This window comes from Mesorhizobium shangrilense, from assembly GCF_028826155.1.
Taxonomy (GTDB): domain Bacteria; phylum Pseudomonadota; class Alphaproteobacteria; order Rhizobiales; family Rhizobiaceae; genus Arvimicrobium; species Arvimicrobium flavum.
This window is the reverse complement of sequence record NZ_JAQGPN010000001.1, coordinates 2699120-2714807: the sequence shown is the minus strand read 5'-3', so window position 1 is coordinate 2714807 and position 15688 is coordinate 2699120. Positions and strand designations below refer to the sequence as shown.

Genomic DNA, 15688 nt, shown 5'->3' with positions numbered 1-15688 from the left:
CGTCCGGCTTGTCGCGCCATTTCCTTGACCGTGCCGGTCCCCTGCGGAACACGACAGCGCGCGGCATTCCGGGCGCGGGCTTGACGGCAATGGCAACGAACGGGGCCGCCACGTCGGCCAAACTACCCCCAGGCACGCTGCTTGCGGGTCGAATTCTCCCCAATATCCACATCGCTCCCACACAACATGTTGGGTCTGGCAAATCGGTCGAAACGAGTCCTTGACGGGGCCCTCCGAGTCGCCTTTTATTGGCCATGCGCTCCTGTTGCGGGCGTGGCCGGACGGGTTGTGTCGCCGGCTTTTTCCAGATTTTGGGACATATCGGGGCAATCGTCTGGCTTCTCGCGAAGCGGCAGATCGAGTGCTGCTGTTGCGGAAAATACGGGGCATTGGGGACAAAGTCGGAACTGGCGTAAATTGTCTGTTAACACTATATTTAGTGTTTGCGCCTACGATCGACACTAGATAATGTGGAACTCCTCTTCGAAGGAAACAACCACACCAGAGCAATCAAGCGGACCCGCAGGGGTCTCGTCGGTTGCCGGACATGGCGCCCATGCAAGGGTCGGCCGGCAATTTGGCAGGCATCTGCGAGATGGAGAACCGCACGGCTTCGGTCGTGCGGACGCGGCGGACATACGTCTTGCGACTTGAGAGCGGCAACTCTCTGCGAAAGACGCTATATATAGACCAAAGGGACCACCAGAATGCGCATTGAGCGGCGTTTCACCAAGGAAGGACAATCTCGCTACGCGGAGATCGAATTCCGCAAGGCCTTGTCCGAGATCAAGAACCCCGACGGCTCGGTCGTGTTCCGCGCGGCCGACATCGACGTGCCGGCGCAGTTCTCCCAAGTCGCCGCCGACATTCTGGCCCAGAAGTATTTCCGCAAGGCGGGCGTGCCGGCGCGGCTGAAGCGCGTCGAGGAGAACGACGTCCCCTCCTTCCTGTGGCGCTCCGTCGCTGACGAGACCGAACTGGCAAAGCTGCCGGAGGACGAGCGCTACGGCTCCGAGACCGACGCACGCCAGGTTTTCGACCGCCTCGCAGGTACCTGGACCTATTGGGGCTGGAAGGGCGGCTACTTCAAGACCGAGGATGACGCCCGGCGCTTCCGCGACGAACTCGCCTACATGCTCGCGACCCAGCGCGTCGCGCCGAACTCGCCGCAATGGTTCAATACCGGCCTGCACTGGGCCTACGGCATCGACGGCCCCGGTCAGGGCCACTATTATGTCGATCCCTTCACCGGCAAGCTGACCAAGTCGAAGTCTGCCTACGAGCACCCGCAGCCGCACGCCTGCTTCATCCAGTCTGTCGCCGACGACCTCGTCAACGAGGGCGGCATCATGGACCTGTGGGTGCGCGAGGCGCGCCTGTTCAAGTACGGCTCGGGCACCGGCTCCAACTTCTCGTATCTCCGCGGCGAAGGCGAAAAGCTGTCGGGCGGCGGCCGCTCCTCCGGGCTGATGTCCTTCCTCAAGATCGGCGACCGCGCCGCTGGCGCCATCAAGTCCGGCGGCACCACGCGCCGCGCCGCCAAGATGGTGATCGTCGACGCCGACCACCCGGACATTGAAGCCTTCATCGACTGGAAGGTGACCGAGGAGCAGAAGGTCGCCTCGCTCGTCACCGGCTCCAAGATCGTCAAGAAGCATCTCGACGCGATCATGAAGGCCTGCGTCAACTGCGAGGGCAGCGACGACGACTGCTTCGATCCGGCCGTCAACCCGGCGCTGAAGCGCGCCATCAAGGACGCCAAGAAGAACGCGGTTCCGGAGAACTACGTCCAGCGCGTCATCCAGTTCGCGCGCCAGGGCTACACCAGCCTCGATTTCAAGACCTACGACACCGACTGGGATTCCGACGCCTATCTGACCGTCTCTGGCCAGAACTCCAACAACTCCGTCTCGCTGAAGGACGATTTCCTGCGCGCGGTGGAGGCTGATGGCGACTGGCGCCTGACCGCCCGCAAGGACGGCAAGGTGATGAAGACGCTCAAGGCCCGCGACCTGTGGGAGAAGATCGGCTACGCCGCCTGGGCCTCCGCCGATCCGGGCCTGCACTTCAACACGACAATGAACGATTGGCACACCTGTGCCTCGGCGGGCGCCATCCGCGCGTCGAACCCCTGCTCGGAATACATGTTCCTCGACGACACGGCCTGCAACCTCGCCTCGATCAACCTTCTGCCCTATCGCAATGCAGACGGCTCGATCGACATCGAGGCCTACGAACACACGGTCCGGCTGTGGACCATCGTGCTCGAGATCTCGGTAATGATGGCGCAGTTCCCGTCCAAGGAGATCGCCAAGCTTTCCTACGAGTACCGCACGCTCGGCCTCGGCTACGCCAATATCGGCGGCCTGCTGATGACGTCCGGCATCCCCTATGACTCGGCCGAAGGCCGCGCCATCTGCGCCTCGCTCACCGCCATCATGACCGGCGTCGCCTACGCCACCTCGGCCGAGATGGCGTCGGAATTGGGCGCCTTCCCGGACTACGACCGCAACAGCTCCAACATGCTGCGCGTCATGCGCAATCACCGCCGCGCCGCCTATGGCGACAAGGACGGCTACGAAAAGCTCTCCGTCAACCCGGTCCCGCTCGTTCATGGCGACCTCAGGCAGGCCGCGCTCGGCGAGCACGCCAAGGCGGCCTGGGACCGCGCCATCGAACTCGGCGAGGAGCACGGCTACCGCAACGCGCAGGCGACCGTGATTGCGCCGACCGGCACCATCGGCCTGGTCATGGACTGCGACACCACCGGCATCGAGCCCGACTTCGCGCTCGTAAAATTCAAGAAGCTGGCCGGCGGCGGCTATTTCAAGATCATCAACGCCGCCGTCCCGGAGGCGCTGCGCACGCTCGGCTATTCCGAGAGCCAGATCGCCGAGATCGACGCCTATGCGGTCGGCCACGGCAACCTGAACCAGGCGCCCGGCATCAACCCCGGCTCGCTCAAGGCCAAGGGTTTTACCGACGAGAAGATCGACGCCCTCAACGCAGCGCTGAAGTCGGCCTTCGACATCAAATTCGTGTTCAACCAGTGGACGCTGGGCGCCGACTGGGTGAAGGAGACCTTTGGCTTCACCGACGAGCAGCTTTCGGACTTCTCGTTCGAGATGCTTCCTGCCCTCGGTTTCTCGAAGAAGGACATCGAGGCCGCCAACATCCACGTCTGCGGCGCGATGACGCTGGAAGGCGCGCCCTTCCTCAAGGCCGAGCACCTGCCGGTGTTCGACTGCGCCAACCCGTGCGGCAAGATCGGCAAGCGCTTCCTTTCGGTGGAGAGCCACATCCGCATGATGGCCGCGGCGCAGCCCTTCATCTCGGGCGCCATCTCAAAAACCATCAACATGCCGAACGAGGCGACCGTCGAGGACGCCAAGAACGCCTACATGCTGTCCTGGAAGCTGGCGCTGAAGGCCAACGCGCTCTACCGCGACGGCTCCAAGCTCAGCCAGCCGCTCAACGCCTCGCTCATCGCCGATGACGAGGACGAGGACGACGCCGTCGAGGCGCTGGTCGCGCAGCCTGCGGCCGCCCGCGCCGCCGAGGTGACTGAGCGCATCGTCGAGCGCGTGGTGGAACGCCTCTACCGCGACCGCGAAAAGCTGCCGAACCGGCGCAAGGGCTACACCCAGAAGGCGGTGATCGGCGGCCACAAGGTCTACCTGCGCACCGGCGAGTTCGACGACGGCCGCCTCGGCGAGATCTTCATCGACATGCACAAGGAAGGCGCTGCCTTCCGCGCCATGATGAACAATTTCGCCATCGCCATCTCGCTCGGCCTGCAATACGGCGTGCCGCTGGAAGAATATGTGGAGGCCTTCACCTTCACGAAATTCGAGCCGGCCGGCATGGTCATCGGCAACGACGCCATCAAGAACGCCACGTCGATCCTCGACTACGTGTTCCGCGAGCTGGCCGTGTCCTACCTCGCCCGCAACGACCTCGCCCATGTCGACATGTCGGATTTCTCCAACACGGCGCTCGGCAAGGGCATCAACGAGGGCAAGGCGCAGGCCGTGTCGAAGGGCCTGACCCGCGGCGCGCCGCTGAAGGTGGTGTCCGGCAAGACCGGCGAGCCGCTGGGCTTTGCCGGCTCGGCCGGAGCTTCGGGCGGCGGCCAGCCGGTGCGTGCAGCACCGACGGCCGTGTCGGGCTCCAACGTCCGCGCCATCTCGACCGGCGCGACCGTGACGGCCCTGAAGCCGTTGGCGTCCGAGCAGCGCGAGGAAGCGACCGCCTTCCGCCGCGACTACGAGGAGCGCGCCGCCGAATTCGCCGAGCAGGTAGAAGAGGACAGCCCGCCGGACCTGTTCGACACGCCGTCGCCGACCACTGCGCTGTTCTCCGACAAGGCGCAAGCAGACGCCGCGGCCGCCAAGGCGGAGGCGAAGAAGCTGGAAGCCGACCGCCGCGCAAAATCGATGCTGCAGGGCTACACCGGCAATTCCTGCTCGGAGTGCCAGAACTTCACGATGGTGCGGAATGGCACCTGTGAGAAGTGCGACACCTGCGGGGCGACGAGCGGGTGCTCCTGATAAGATAGCAAAATCAGATAGTTAAACCATTCGGCCCGGTCGCAAGATCGGGCCGAACTGGCAAGAGGAACAAAGCAGAAACAGATAACGATGTCTTTATACGAGTGACATCCAGAAACACCAAAGCCGACCCATTCGGATCGGCTTTGGATACCGCGAATGAAGCCGAAGCCTACGCGGGGCGAAAAGACAGACGTCTCTCCTCTTGAGCAAGAGCACTGTAGAGATTCTGTTCCTTCTGTCGAGGTAGGCACCATTGGATACCCACAGACACAGGACTCAATATGAAAACTAGACCGCAAATCAGCTCGAACGGGTTGATCGAGTATTGCTATGCAACGCCCGTGCGGCGTGCCGCAATCATTGCCAACGCAATCAAACCGAAGAACTTTCTGCTAGATACCCGCTACAACGACATCGACCGAGCTACGATGGATTTTCTGGAGAGCCGGGGGACCGACGATAGGAGGCTGCTGGCGCTCGATCAGGCATTACTGAAACGCAAGCCAGAGACCTCCCACGAGGAACAACGTCTTCTAGCTGCGCACGACGCAATAGAACTCTGCCGTACTCTCGATTTATCGGCATTGCCGCTTGGATCGATATCTTCTCTACCAGACAAGCAGCCAATCTATGATCTTGAAGGAGTGGCAGTTAGTGTTCGCCCGACGAATCTTATTGTTGCCCCACAAATTGGCAGGCGCGACAAGGGCATCGGGCTGATTAAACCCTACATCAGCAAATCGAGACCGCTCTCGCTCGACACGTCTTCTCTGCACGGTGCCCTCTTGCTGATGTATGCCGAGGATGCCTACAGATCCCTAGGTGAACCAAGACACGACCTGTGCGCAGTAATTGACATATTCGCTCAGAGGACATTCCGTGCGCCACGGAACTACCGGCAAAGGGCAAAAATGCTGAAGGCGGCTTGCCGGGAGATTGCCGATCGATGGCCTTCAATCCGGTCAAGGATCATTGAAACAGAACGCCGAGCCCATAGGCGATCATAGATCGCCATTCATTACTCGCACAACGGCCACTTAACCGAGGCGAGGAACCAGCACAGCGCGAAGGTGAAGGGCGTGAGCCACAGCAGCGCTCGCGCGACCTTCGCCTTCTTTCCCGGATGGTCGAAAGAGTTCGGATCGACCTCGGACGGTTCGCGTTCCCACTGCGTCAGCAGCAGGCTAATGCCACGGACGGAAGACCCAAGGGCCCGGAAGCTATCGCCAGGCCGGTAGCGATCGGATCACGCTTTTAGAGCTTGTCCTGCGTCTTCGTCCGAGATCGCTGACGTCGTGACGCTCGCGCATCGCAGCAGGTCGAATGGCGGGTGCTGCTCTCGCCCGCCTCGTCTCGGCCTGCGCAGCCCTACAGCGCCCCCCTCACGCACCTCCAACCCCTACAGACACTCCCTCCTCGGACCGCCGCCGTAGGGCTGATAGGTGTTGTCCGAGGGGCGATATGAGCGGTAGCGGCTGAAGCAGTAGCTGACATGGTCCGCCGGGAGATCAACGCGGCTCTCCATCCCGTCGGCGGCGTACTGCAGCAGGACCGGGGACGAGGCCTCTTCGTAGTCGGCGAACTCGTCTTCCGGGGAGGACAACGGCGCGGAAACACCCTCTTCAGAGAATGGTGAGGTGCAGGTCCGTCGACCGCCGCTATAGGGCCGATAGCTGTTGTCGCTGGCGCGGTAGGACCGGTAGCGGCTGGAGCACCAGGCCATGTGCGCGTCGGAAAATTGGCTTGCCGGTTCGCTCTCTTCCGCGGGGAGGCGCACCGAGGCGGTCGTGACGGCATCAACGGATGGCCGCTCAGACTCAGCCGTCGTGCCGTTGGCAGCCGCCTGCGTCGCCGCTCCCTGTTCTACAGTCGGCTGAATGGCGGCAACGCGCTCAAAATCCTGCGCCTTCACGTCGACGACGCGGGGTTTTCCGGTCCAAACGTCCGCGATCCCCGCGGTAGGTTCCGCCTGACGCGCCGGTTCAGCTGTGAGCACGACGGCGGCAAGCGCCAGTCCGCCGACGAACATGCCAAGCGCCACCACGAATCCGCCAAAGATCGCCAAGAACGCTTTCAAAGCTTCGCTCCCATGTTCAACCACAGGAAGAATGCGAAGCGCTGTCTCCGGTTCCAACGATCATGAAGGCCGGTCGGCGGGGCAAGCCGCGGAAAGGCCCCGCGGGGCGAATTCCGTTCTGGAGCGACCAGTCACGCCATCTCGATTTTGACCAGCGTCCCCGTCGCGAAGCAGCCGGCGTCGAGACGCCCGCGCACTCGGCACACCGGACCACCTGTGCTGCGGTTGCCCCCTGCGTTTGCGCTCACCGCCGGCCGACCATAAAACCGGCCGACGCAGCCATGCCGTGGAGCGACGGGTGGCGCTCGCTTCAGAACTGCGTCAGGCTACTCTCGGAAAAGCGGTCCGAATCTTCCTGGCATTCGTGCCATTGCTTGACCGCGTTCGCTTCGGACTGCTTGCCGTAGCACCAGCCCCTTTCGTTGAGCGCCAGGCCATAGACCGTCATCGACATGCAGGCGACGGTCACCTGCACATCGCGGCTGCGGTTGCGAACACATGTGTCGCCCGCCTGCTCATAGAGAGCGATCAGTTGCTTGTTGCTTTCGCTTGCGTCCTCGAAGCGCTTTTCCGCGCCGGACGCAGGCAGCGCCAGGATCGGCAGAAACGCAAGCGGGAAAATGGCTGAACTGAACCGCATCGAACTCCTCCTTCAACTTGCGCGGATGGGGGATGAGATTGTCCTGGACATGCGAGACTTTCAGGCTCGCGCCGCGTTATGCCGCGCGACAATCGAGCGGATCACGAGCGCCAGGAAATACAGGGCCGTCCCCCCAAGCGGCATCATCACGACCGCAGCGTAGAGGTCGCATTCAGCGGCGTCGCTGCAGTCGAGCGCGCCGATGGCGGCCAGTAGACGCCCGAGCGCGTAGGCCAGCAGCCAGCTGCCAACGAAAATGGCAGCGATTCCGATCAACCGCAGCAGCGACAAGACAAGAAGCTTCAGATCCAAGGCATCCTCCCCTGCATCGAGGGGGGTGTTTCCCACGTAAATGTGACGACAACTTGCCGTTGTGTCCCGTTGTGGTTGAACCTGGACGAGCTTGCCGCCTCTCGAAGCGAGCACGAATCGAGTGTCACCTGCTCTTCTGCGCATCCGGCGCCGCCCACATCATGCGCTAGGCGTGAGACCTGCTCACCTGCCGGTCATCCACAACCGGCCGGGACCCGCGACCAACTGCCATATCTCGCATTCGTGATGTTGCGGACGGCGCAAGTCCGGGCTATCGGCGTTGATGTCAAAAACCAGCGTCCCACCCTCCCCGCGCGCTCTGTCGGTCAAGCAGTGGCACAAAGTGCTGCAGGCCTACCGCACGCCAGACCGGCTGCGCAGCGTTGTGGAGCTTGCGTTGACGGTCGTTCCCTTCGTGGCCTTCTGGACGCTGGCCTGGGCGTCCTTCCACCACGGCTTCTGGTGGGGTCTGTTGCTGACGGTGCCGGCGGCTGCGTTCCTGCTTCGGCTGTTCATGATCCAGCATGATTGCGGGCACGGCGCCTTTCTCGCGCACCGTGCCTCGGACGATTGGATCGGGCGGGTCATCGGCGTGCTGACGCTGACCCCTTATGACTACTGGCGGCGGGCGCATGCCGAGCACCACGCCTCGTCCGGCAATCTGGACCAGCGCGGCGTTGGCGACATTTCGACCTTGACCGTCCAGGAGTATCGCGCGTTGAGCTGGAGCAGGCGGCTTGCCTACCGGCTTTATCGCAACCCTTTCGTGATGTTCGTGATCGGACCGATCTGGCTGTTCATCTTCAAGCAGAGATTGCCGATCGGCATGATGCGCTCCGGCGCCATGCCGTGGCTGTCGACGATGCTCACCAATCTGGCGATTGCCGTCGCCGCCGCCATCCTGATCTGGTTGATGGGCTCGGCGGCGTTCTTCGCGGTTCATCTGCCCGTGGTCATCATGGCCGGGGCAGCGGGCATATGGCTGTTCTTCGTCCAGCATCAGTTCGAGGAGACCACATGGTCGCGCGAGGACGGGTGGGATTTTGGCGAGGCCGCCCTGCACGGGTCGTCCCACTATGTGCTGCCGCGCCCGCTGGCCTGGCTGACCGGCCATATCGGCATCCACCACGTGCACCATCTGGCGAGCCGCGTGCCCTACTACCGGCTGCCGGAGGTTTTGCGCGACCATCCGGAACTGGCGGATATCGGGCGCATCGGTTTTCGCGAAAGCCTTCGCTGCGTTCGCTTCGTCCTGTGGGATGAAGCGGGCCGGCGGCTGGTGTCGTTCCGGCAGGCGAAGGCGATCGCCGGGTAAGGCGTCTTCCTCCCCTGAGAGGGGGAAGAACATCGGCGCCCAGGGTCGAGACGGATGTCCGCCTCGATTGCGCGTAGGCGCGGGTGAAATTGCGCCTGAGCGCCGGCGCCGGACACCGTCGCCAAGCCGTCAAGCGAGTGAGATCGCGATGGCTGTTGAAGCCGCCGCCCTTCCGCCTAAATGGCGTTCCAGCATTGGTTCTCAGGCTAGGTCGTGCCCACACTGTTCCCTGCCGTTTGAGATGGAGATTTTTGTATGAAAACCCTTCTGGCCGCAGCCCTTCTCGCCCCCGTGGCGCTCGCAACAGCGGGCATCGCGCAAGCCGCCGACGCACGCCGGCCCCATCAGGAGCCGGACGATTACGGCGGCGTCCGCATCGGTACGCTGTCCTGCGAGGTCGGCGGCGGCATCGGTTATGTGCTGGGCTCCGCCAAGACGGTGAACTGCGTGTTCACCTCGACCGCTGGCAGGACGGAGTATTACGCCGGCAGCATTCGAAAGCTCGGCGTCGACCTCGGCTTCACCACGCGCCAGGGCCTCGTCTGGGCGGTATTCGCCCCGACTGCCGGGTACCATCGCGGCTCGCTGAGCGGCTTTTATGGGGGCGCCACGGTCGAGGCTACGATCGGCGCGGGCGTCGGCGGCAATCTCCTGGTCGGCGGCACCACGGGCTCGATCCACCTGCAGATGCTGAGCGTGACCGGGCAGATCGGGCTTAATGTCGCCGCGACCGGCACATCGATGACGCTCAACCCCGTCAATTGAGGCGTATTGGCAAGTCGCCCATGCAGGAGGACCGGACAGCAACCCTCGCCCGCATCCGCGGCGTCGTGCAGGGCGTCGGCTTCCGCTACTGGACGCGCGACGAGGCGCGGGCGCTCGGCCTCTCAGGCTGGGTGCGCAACGAGCCGGACGGCTCCGTCACCGCCCTGATCGCAGGCCCGGCCGATGCGGTTGCCGCCATGCTGGCGAAGCTTCGCGTGGGTCCATCGGGCGCACGGGTGACGGACGTGTCGACCGAGAGCGCCGACGCGGACGCCTTGCGAGCCGATTTCCGGATCCTGCGGTAGACCCGGCCCGGGCACACCGAAAGAGATGGGAGGCAAGCGGATGTCTGGCCGCGGACAGTTCCAATGCCGATCCGCGACCGGCACCGACGGGCATTTTTTGCCGTGTTTCGATCAATAGTGTTGCAGAGAAAGCTTTTAGAGGTAGGCTGTATGGGACGACGCGCCGCGGCGCTGTCGTCTTCGGCGGCTGCCTTGGCGGAGCGGTGCGCAGGAACGGAGGAGGAATGATGACCAAGGGTTCCATCGAGACGGAAACCCGGCCGCGCAGCACTCGGCGTTCCGAACTCCTCACCTTTCTCGTCCTGGCCTTCGGCATATGGCCCATCGTGGCGGTGGGCGTCGTCGGCGGTTACGGCTTCCTGGTCTGGATGTGGCAGATCGTTTTCGGTCCCCCTGGCCCTCCGGCGTCCTTGCACTGAGGCGCCGATGACAGAAGCGCCCGCCAGACCCAGTCGCCGCGAGTTCCTCTCAGGCCACAAAGTCCAGCCAGCAACCCGACCACCCGGCACGGCGATCGGCGGTCTCGACTGCTGCACGGGCTGCGGCGCATGTGTCGACGCCTGCCCGACAGGCATCATCGCGCTGTCCCGGGGCCTTCCGGCCGTCTGCTTCGCGGCGGGCGAATGCACCTTCTGCGGCGCCTGCGCCGACGCCTGCCCCGAGCCGGTTTTCGACAGCCGGACCCCTATCGCATTTCCGCATGTCGCCATCATCTCGGATGCCTGCTTCCCGCGCTCGGGTATCGCCTGCCAGACCTGCCGCGACGCCTGCCCGCAGGACGCGATCCGTTTCAGGCCACGCATCGGCGGTCCGTTCCTGCCGGAACTGGATGCGAGCGCCTGCAATGGCTGCGGCGCCTGCATCGCACCCTGCCCGGCCGGCGCGATCGGTATCGAGCGGAAACAGGAGCCAGCCCATGCCTGACGTCGAACGCCATCACATTTCGAGCGCGGTCGTCACCACCTTGCCGGAGCGCTCGACCGAAGTGCAGCGCAGTATCGCGGCCATGGACGGCGTCGAGGTCTACGCCGCCGAGAACAACAAGATCGTCGTCGTCATCGAGGGGCCGAACACCGGAGCGCTGGGCGACCGGCTGACCCGCATCGCGCTGCTCGACGGAGTTATCACGGCGAACATGGTCTACGAACATATCGACGAGTTGGAGGTCGCGGAGACATGAACAAGCAATTGACGCGACGCGAAGTGCTGAAAGCCCAGGCCGCGGGGATCGCGGCGGCAGCGGCCGGCATGACCGCGCCGGCGGCGGCCCAGCCAGTGCCCGGCGGGGTCGGCGCGCTCGAGATAAAGTGGTCGAAAGCCCCCTGCCGCTTCTGCGGCACCGGCTGCGGCGTCATGGTCGGGGTCAAGGAGGGCAAGGTCGTCGCCACCCATGGCGACATGCAGGCCGAGGTCAATCGCGGCCTCAACTGCGTCAAGGGCTACTTCCTGTCGAAGATCATGTCCGGCTCCGACAGACTGACCCAGCCGCTGCTGCGCAAGCGAAACGGCGTCTACGACAAGGAGGGCGAGTTCGAGCCGGTGTCGTGGGACGAGGCGTTCGACGTCATGGCCGAGAAATGCAAGCAGGTGCTGAAGGAGAAGGGGCCGACCGCGGTCGGCATGTTCGGCTCCGGCCAGTGGACGATCTTCGAGGGCTACGCGGCCACCAAGCTGATGCGCGCGGGCTTCCGCTCCAACAATCTCGACCCCAACGCGCGGCACTGCATGGCGTCGGCCGCCTACGCCTTCATTCGCACCTTCGGCATAGACGAGCCTATGGGCTGCTACGACGACTTCGAGCATGCAGACGCCTTCGTGCTTTGGGGCTCGAACATGGCCGAGATGCATCCCATTCTCTGGACACGCGTCGCCGACCGACGGCTGGGCCACCCCCATGTTCGCTGCGCGGTGCTGTCCACGTTCACCCACCGCTCGATGGACATCGCCGATATTCCGATCGTGTTCACGCCTGGCACCGACCTCGCGATCCTCAACTACATCGCCAATCACATCATCACGACCGGCCGCGTGCACGAGGACTTCGTGCGCAACCACACCGTGTTCTTCAAGGGCCAGACGGACATCGGCTACGGCCTGCGTCCGGAACACCCGCTGGAGGTGGCGGCGACTGGGAGGGCCGAGGCGGCCAAGACCGAACCGAGCGACTTCGAGGCCTACAAGCAATTCGTCTCCGAGTACACGCTGGAGAAGGTCTCCGAGATCAGCGGAGTGGAGGCCGGCTTCCTGGAGGATCTGGCGGAGCTCTATGCGGATCCGGCGAAGAAAGTCATGTCGCTCTGGACCATGGGGTTCAACCAGCATGTGCGGGGCGTCTGGGCGAACCAGTTGCTCTACAACATCCACCTCCTGACCGGAAAGATCTCCGAGCCCGGCAACAGCCCGTTCTCGCTGACCGGCCAGCCCTCCGCCTGCGGCACGGCGCGCGAGGTCGGCACCTTTGCCCATCGGCTGCCCGCCGACATGATGGTGACCAATCCCGATCACCGCAAGCGCGCGGAGGAGATCTGGAAGGTGCCGCTCGGCCTGCTGCCGGAGAAGCCCGGCTACCACGCCGTCGAGCAGGATCGCATGCTCAAGGACGGCAAGCTCAACTGGTACTGGATCCAGGTCAACAACAACCTGCAGGCGGCGCCCAATACAGCCAACGAAACATATCCGGGCTACCGCAACCCGGACAACTTCATCGTGGTGTCGGACGCCTATCCGACGCTCACCGCAGTCAATGCCGACCTGATCTTGCCGACCGCGATGTGGGTCGAAAAGGAAGGTGCCTACGGCAATGCCGAACGGCGCACGCATGTCTGGCATCAGCTTGTGGACGCGCCCGGCGAATCGCGCTCCGATCTGTGGCAACTGGCCGAGTTCTCCAGGCGCTTCACCACCGACGAGGTCTGGCCGGCGGAGATCCTCGACGCCAACCCGGATTATCGCGGGAAGACACTATTCGACGTGCTGTTCAAGAATGGCAACGTGGACCAGTTCCCCGCCGCCGAGATCGACGCGGAATACGCGAACCACGAGGCGAAGGCCTTTGGCTTCTACCTCCAGAAGGGCCTCTTCGAGGAATACGCCTCGTTCGGGCGGGGACACGGCCACGACCTCGCGCCCTACGACGTGTACCACGAGGTGCGTGGACTGCGATGGCCGGTCGTCGACGGCAAGGAAACGCTGTGGCGCTTCCGAGAGGGCTACGACCCCTATGTGAAACCCGGCGAAAGCGTGAGGTTCTACGGCAATGCTGACGGGAAGGCGAAGATCGTCGCCCTCCCCTACGAGCCGCCCGCTGAATCCCCCGACGAGGAATACGATTTGTGGCTGGTGACCGGCCGTGTGCTGGAGCACTGGCATTCCGGCTCGATGACCATGCGGGTCCCCGAACTCTACAAGGCGTTTCCGGAAGCGGTCTGCTTCATGAACGCCGACGACGCGCGCGACCGCCGTCTCAACCAGGGCGCTGAGATAAGGGTCATCTCGCGGCGAGGCGAGATCCGCACGCGCCTGGAGACGCGCGGCCGCAACCGTATGCCGAAGGGCGTGATCTTCGTCCCCTGGTTCGACGCCAGCCAACTCATCAACAAGGTTACCCTCGACGCCACCGATCCCATTTCCAAACAGACGGATTTCAAGAAATGCGCAGTCAAGATCGTTTCCGTATGAAGCGGCGCGTTCTCGCTGGAACGTTCGCTGTCGTCGCAGTCCTTGGAGTCTCGGCAGCGCTTGCCGAGATGGGGTCGGCCATTATGGGTGACGTGCCCTACACAGAGACGCCGGCTGCCAAACCCTTGCCGAAGTGGGTGGTGGACGACGTGCGCAAGATGCGCGCCTACCCGGACCAACCGCCGGTCATTCCGCATTCGATCGAGGGCTACCAGCTCTCGGTCAACGCCAACCGGTGCCTGTCGTGCCACAAGCGGGAGTTCACCGAAAGCTCGGGGGCGCCGATGATCAGCGTGACCCATTACTTGACGCGCGATGGTCAGATGCTGGCCGATGTCTCGCCTCGCCGCTACTTCTGCACGGCCTGCCATGTGCCCCAGGCAAACGCAAAGCCGCCGATCGACAACACCTTCAGGGACATGAGCGAGATGGGCGTCGGCCACGCAGGGGACAAATAGGCCATGGGGCGGATCAAGAGCCTTCTCGCCTGGGTGTGGCGCGTCCTCACCACGCCCGCGGCCACACTCAGCCTGGCCTTCCTCACGCTTGGCGGCTTCGTGGGCGGCGTGCTGTTCTGGGGCGCCTTCAACACGGCGCTGGAGATCACCAACACGGAGACCTTCTGCATCTCGTGCCATGAGATGGAGAACAACGTCTACCAGGAGCTTACCCGCACGGTACATTTCTCGAACCGCTCCGGCGTGCGCGCATCCTGCCCAGATTGTCATGTGCCGCATGAATGGACGGACAAGATAGCCCGCAAGATGCAGGCGTCGAAGGAGGTCTGGGGCAAGATCTTCGGCACCATCGACACGCGCAGGAAGTTCCTCGACAAGCGCCTTGAACTCGCCAAGCACGAATGGGCGCGCCTCAAGGCCAATGACAGCCTCGAATGCCGCAACTGCCACTCGTCGGTCGCCATGGACCTGTCGAAGCAGACCGAGCGCGCCGCGGCCATCCACACGCGCTATCTGCTGACCGGCGAAGCGACATGCATCGACTGCCACAAGGGCATTGCGCACGAGCTGCCGAACATGGAGGGCATCGAACCGGGTTGGCAGGTTCCGCCGGAGTTCCGTGGCGAGCAGCTGCCCCAGACCTCGGAGCTGCGCGACCTGCAGCAGTTGGTCGAAACCTACCGCTGAGCACGCCGGCGGGCCTGTTGCACCGGCGCGCTACCCGCGCACAAGCCGGAAGCCGAGGTTGTCCGGCGGCAGGCCGATGGCGCATCCGCCGCTCTTCCCGTCGCGGATGAAGTTCGACATGTAGGTGCGGTGAAAGCCCTCGACGACGTGCACGCCGCAATTGTCGATCGATGTCTTCACCGCCCCGCCGTCTGCGGCGATCGTGCTTCGCCGGTAGCAGGTCGACGTCCATTCCCAAACATTGCCGGCCACGTCGGCGACGCCTTTTTCGTTCATCCCGAAGGCGCCGCGCGGTCGCGCCTTCGGGTCCGGCTTGCGCGCAAGGTCGACTTCCCGCTGGTAGCTTGAAAGCCACGCCCTGGCGGGATTCTCCGGATCCTCCTCCAGAGGCTCCATGTCGGCACGGAAACGGTCGCCGGCAGCGAAGGCCCACTCCTCGTCCGTGGGCAGACGCCAGGCATTGCCGGTTTGCTCCGAATACCAGGCGGCATAGGCGGTCGCGTCGAGAAAGCTGACGCCGGTTACCGGTGCGTCGCCGGCGCCCCGCGCATCTGCCGGATCGCATGCGCCGTCATCGACGCAGCGCGCATAGTCATCAAGGCTTACCTGGTAGGTCATGATCTCCAGCGGCCTGTCGATCACGACCTCGACGAGCGGCGCCGGCGCTGGACGACCCTGGCGGAGAAACTCGCCCTGCTGCGGATGCATGAAGGAGCCCGGTGCAAGGGTCGTCGTCCGGACGGGCACGGTATCGTTCGCGCGGTGCCAAGCGGTCGGAGCAAGATCCTCGAGCCCCAGCGCCGCGGCTGAAACGGCCATCGCTCCGGCCAGGCTGCCGATGAGTTTGTACGTCAGCAATGGCATAACCTGTCCTCCGTGGAAAAGAGCGCGGCCCGGC

Annotated in this window: 15 protein-coding genes; 11 read left to right on the top strand and 4 right to left on the bottom strand. The window is 63.9% G+C overall.

The window, feature by feature from the left end:
- Positions 1-707: 707 nt before the first annotated feature.
- Positions 708-4550 carry a vitamin B12-dependent ribonucleotide reductase gene (locus PD284_RS13085; protein WP_274628630.1) on the top strand — a complete coding sequence of 1281 codons (3843 nt, stop codon included), beginning with the start codon at positions 708-710 and terminating at the stop codon, positions 4548-4550.
- 284 nt (positions 4551-4834) lie between these two features.
- Positions 4835-5560 carry a hypothetical protein gene (locus tag PD284_RS13080; RefSeq protein WP_274628629.1) on the top strand — a complete coding sequence of 242 codons (726 nt, stop codon included), beginning with the start codon at positions 4835-4837 and terminating at the stop codon, positions 5558-5560.
- Between the two features lie 392 nt (positions 5561-5952).
- Here PD284_RS13080 and PD284_RS13075 read toward each other — a convergent pair whose 3' ends face one another.
- The 3 genes from PD284_RS13075 to PD284_RS13065 form a co-directional block, all read right to left on the bottom strand.
- Positions 5953-6630 (bottom strand): BA14K family protein, encoded by a 678-nt coding sequence (locus tag PD284_RS13075; protein ID WP_274628628.1) that lies wholly within the window; start codon positions 6628-6630, stop codon positions 5953-5955.
- Positions 6631-6940: 310 nt separating this feature from the next.
- Positions 6941-7270: a hypothetical protein gene (locus tag PD284_RS13070; RefSeq protein ID WP_274628627.1), complete on the bottom strand. Its 330-nt coding sequence runs from the start codon at positions 7268-7270 to the stop codon at positions 6941-6943.
- A 60-nt stretch (positions 7271-7330) separates the two neighbouring features.
- Positions 7331-7582: a hypothetical protein gene (locus tag PD284_RS13065; RefSeq protein ID WP_274628626.1), complete on the bottom strand. Its 252-nt coding sequence runs from the start codon at positions 7580-7582 to the stop codon at positions 7331-7333.
- 283 nt (positions 7583-7865) lie between these two features.
- Here PD284_RS13065 and PD284_RS13060 point away from each other — a divergent pair, with 283 nt between their 5' ends.
- The 9 genes from PD284_RS13060 to PD284_RS13020 all read left to right on the top strand — a co-directional run bounded on the left by PD284_RS13060 (position 7866) and on the right by PD284_RS13020 (position 14790).
- Positions 7866-8897, top strand: a complete 1032-nt coding sequence (locus tag PD284_RS13060) for a fatty acid desaturase (protein WP_274628625.1) — start codon at positions 7866-7868, stop codon at positions 8895-8897.
- Positions 8898-9152: 255 nt separating this feature from the next.
- Complete coding sequence (locus PD284_RS13055) at positions 9153-9662, top strand: DUF992 domain-containing protein (protein ID WP_274628624.1); 510 nt, start codon at positions 9153-9155, stop codon at positions 9660-9662.
- A gap of 20 nt (positions 9663-9682) precedes the next feature.
- Positions 9683-9967, top strand: a complete 285-nt coding sequence (locus tag PD284_RS13050) for an acylphosphatase (protein ID WP_274628623.1) — start codon at positions 9683-9685, stop codon at positions 9965-9967.
- A gap of 227 nt (positions 9968-10194) precedes the next feature.
- Complete coding sequence (gene napE / locus PD284_RS13045; RefSeq protein WP_274628622.1) at positions 10195-10386, top strand: periplasmic nitrate reductase, NapE protein; 192 nt, start codon at positions 10195-10197, stop codon at positions 10384-10386.
- A 7-nt stretch (positions 10387-10393) separates the two neighbouring features.
- The gene (gene napF, locus PD284_RS13040; protein ID WP_274628621.1) at positions 10394-10891 is read left to right on the top strand and encodes a ferredoxin-type protein NapF; all 498 of its coding nucleotides are present in this window, start codon (positions 10394-10396) and stop codon (positions 10889-10891) included.
- Complete coding sequence (locus PD284_RS13035) at positions 10884-11147, top strand: chaperone NapD (RefSeq protein ID WP_274628620.1); 264 nt, start codon at positions 10884-10886, stop codon at positions 11145-11147. The genes napF and PD284_RS13035 overlap by 8 nt, the downstream gene beginning before the upstream one ends.
- Entirely contained in the window at positions 11144-13645 is a 2502-nt protein-coding gene (napA, locus tag PD284_RS13030) for a periplasmic nitrate reductase subunit alpha (RefSeq protein ID WP_274628619.1), read from the top strand. Before PD284_RS13035 ends, napA begins: the two co-directional genes overlap by 4 nt.
- A complete protein-coding gene (locus PD284_RS13025) occupies positions 13642-14103 on the top strand; it encodes a nitrate reductase cytochrome c-type subunit (RefSeq protein ID WP_274628618.1) in 462 nt (153 codons plus the stop codon). Before napA ends, PD284_RS13025 begins: the two co-directional genes overlap by 4 nt.
- Positions 14104-14106: 3 nt before the next feature.
- Positions 14107-14790, top strand: a complete 684-nt coding sequence (locus PD284_RS13020; protein WP_274628617.1) for a cytochrome c3 family protein — start codon at positions 14107-14109, stop codon at positions 14788-14790.
- Positions 14791-14820: 30 nt separating this feature from the next.
- Here PD284_RS13020 and PD284_RS13015 read toward each other — a convergent pair whose 3' ends face one another.
- Positions 14821-15654: an SUMF1/EgtB/PvdO family nonheme iron enzyme gene (locus PD284_RS13015; RefSeq protein WP_274628616.1), complete on the bottom strand. Its 834-nt coding sequence runs from the start codon at positions 15652-15654 to the stop codon at positions 14821-14823.
- Between the last annotated feature and the right edge of the window lie 34 nt (positions 15655-15688).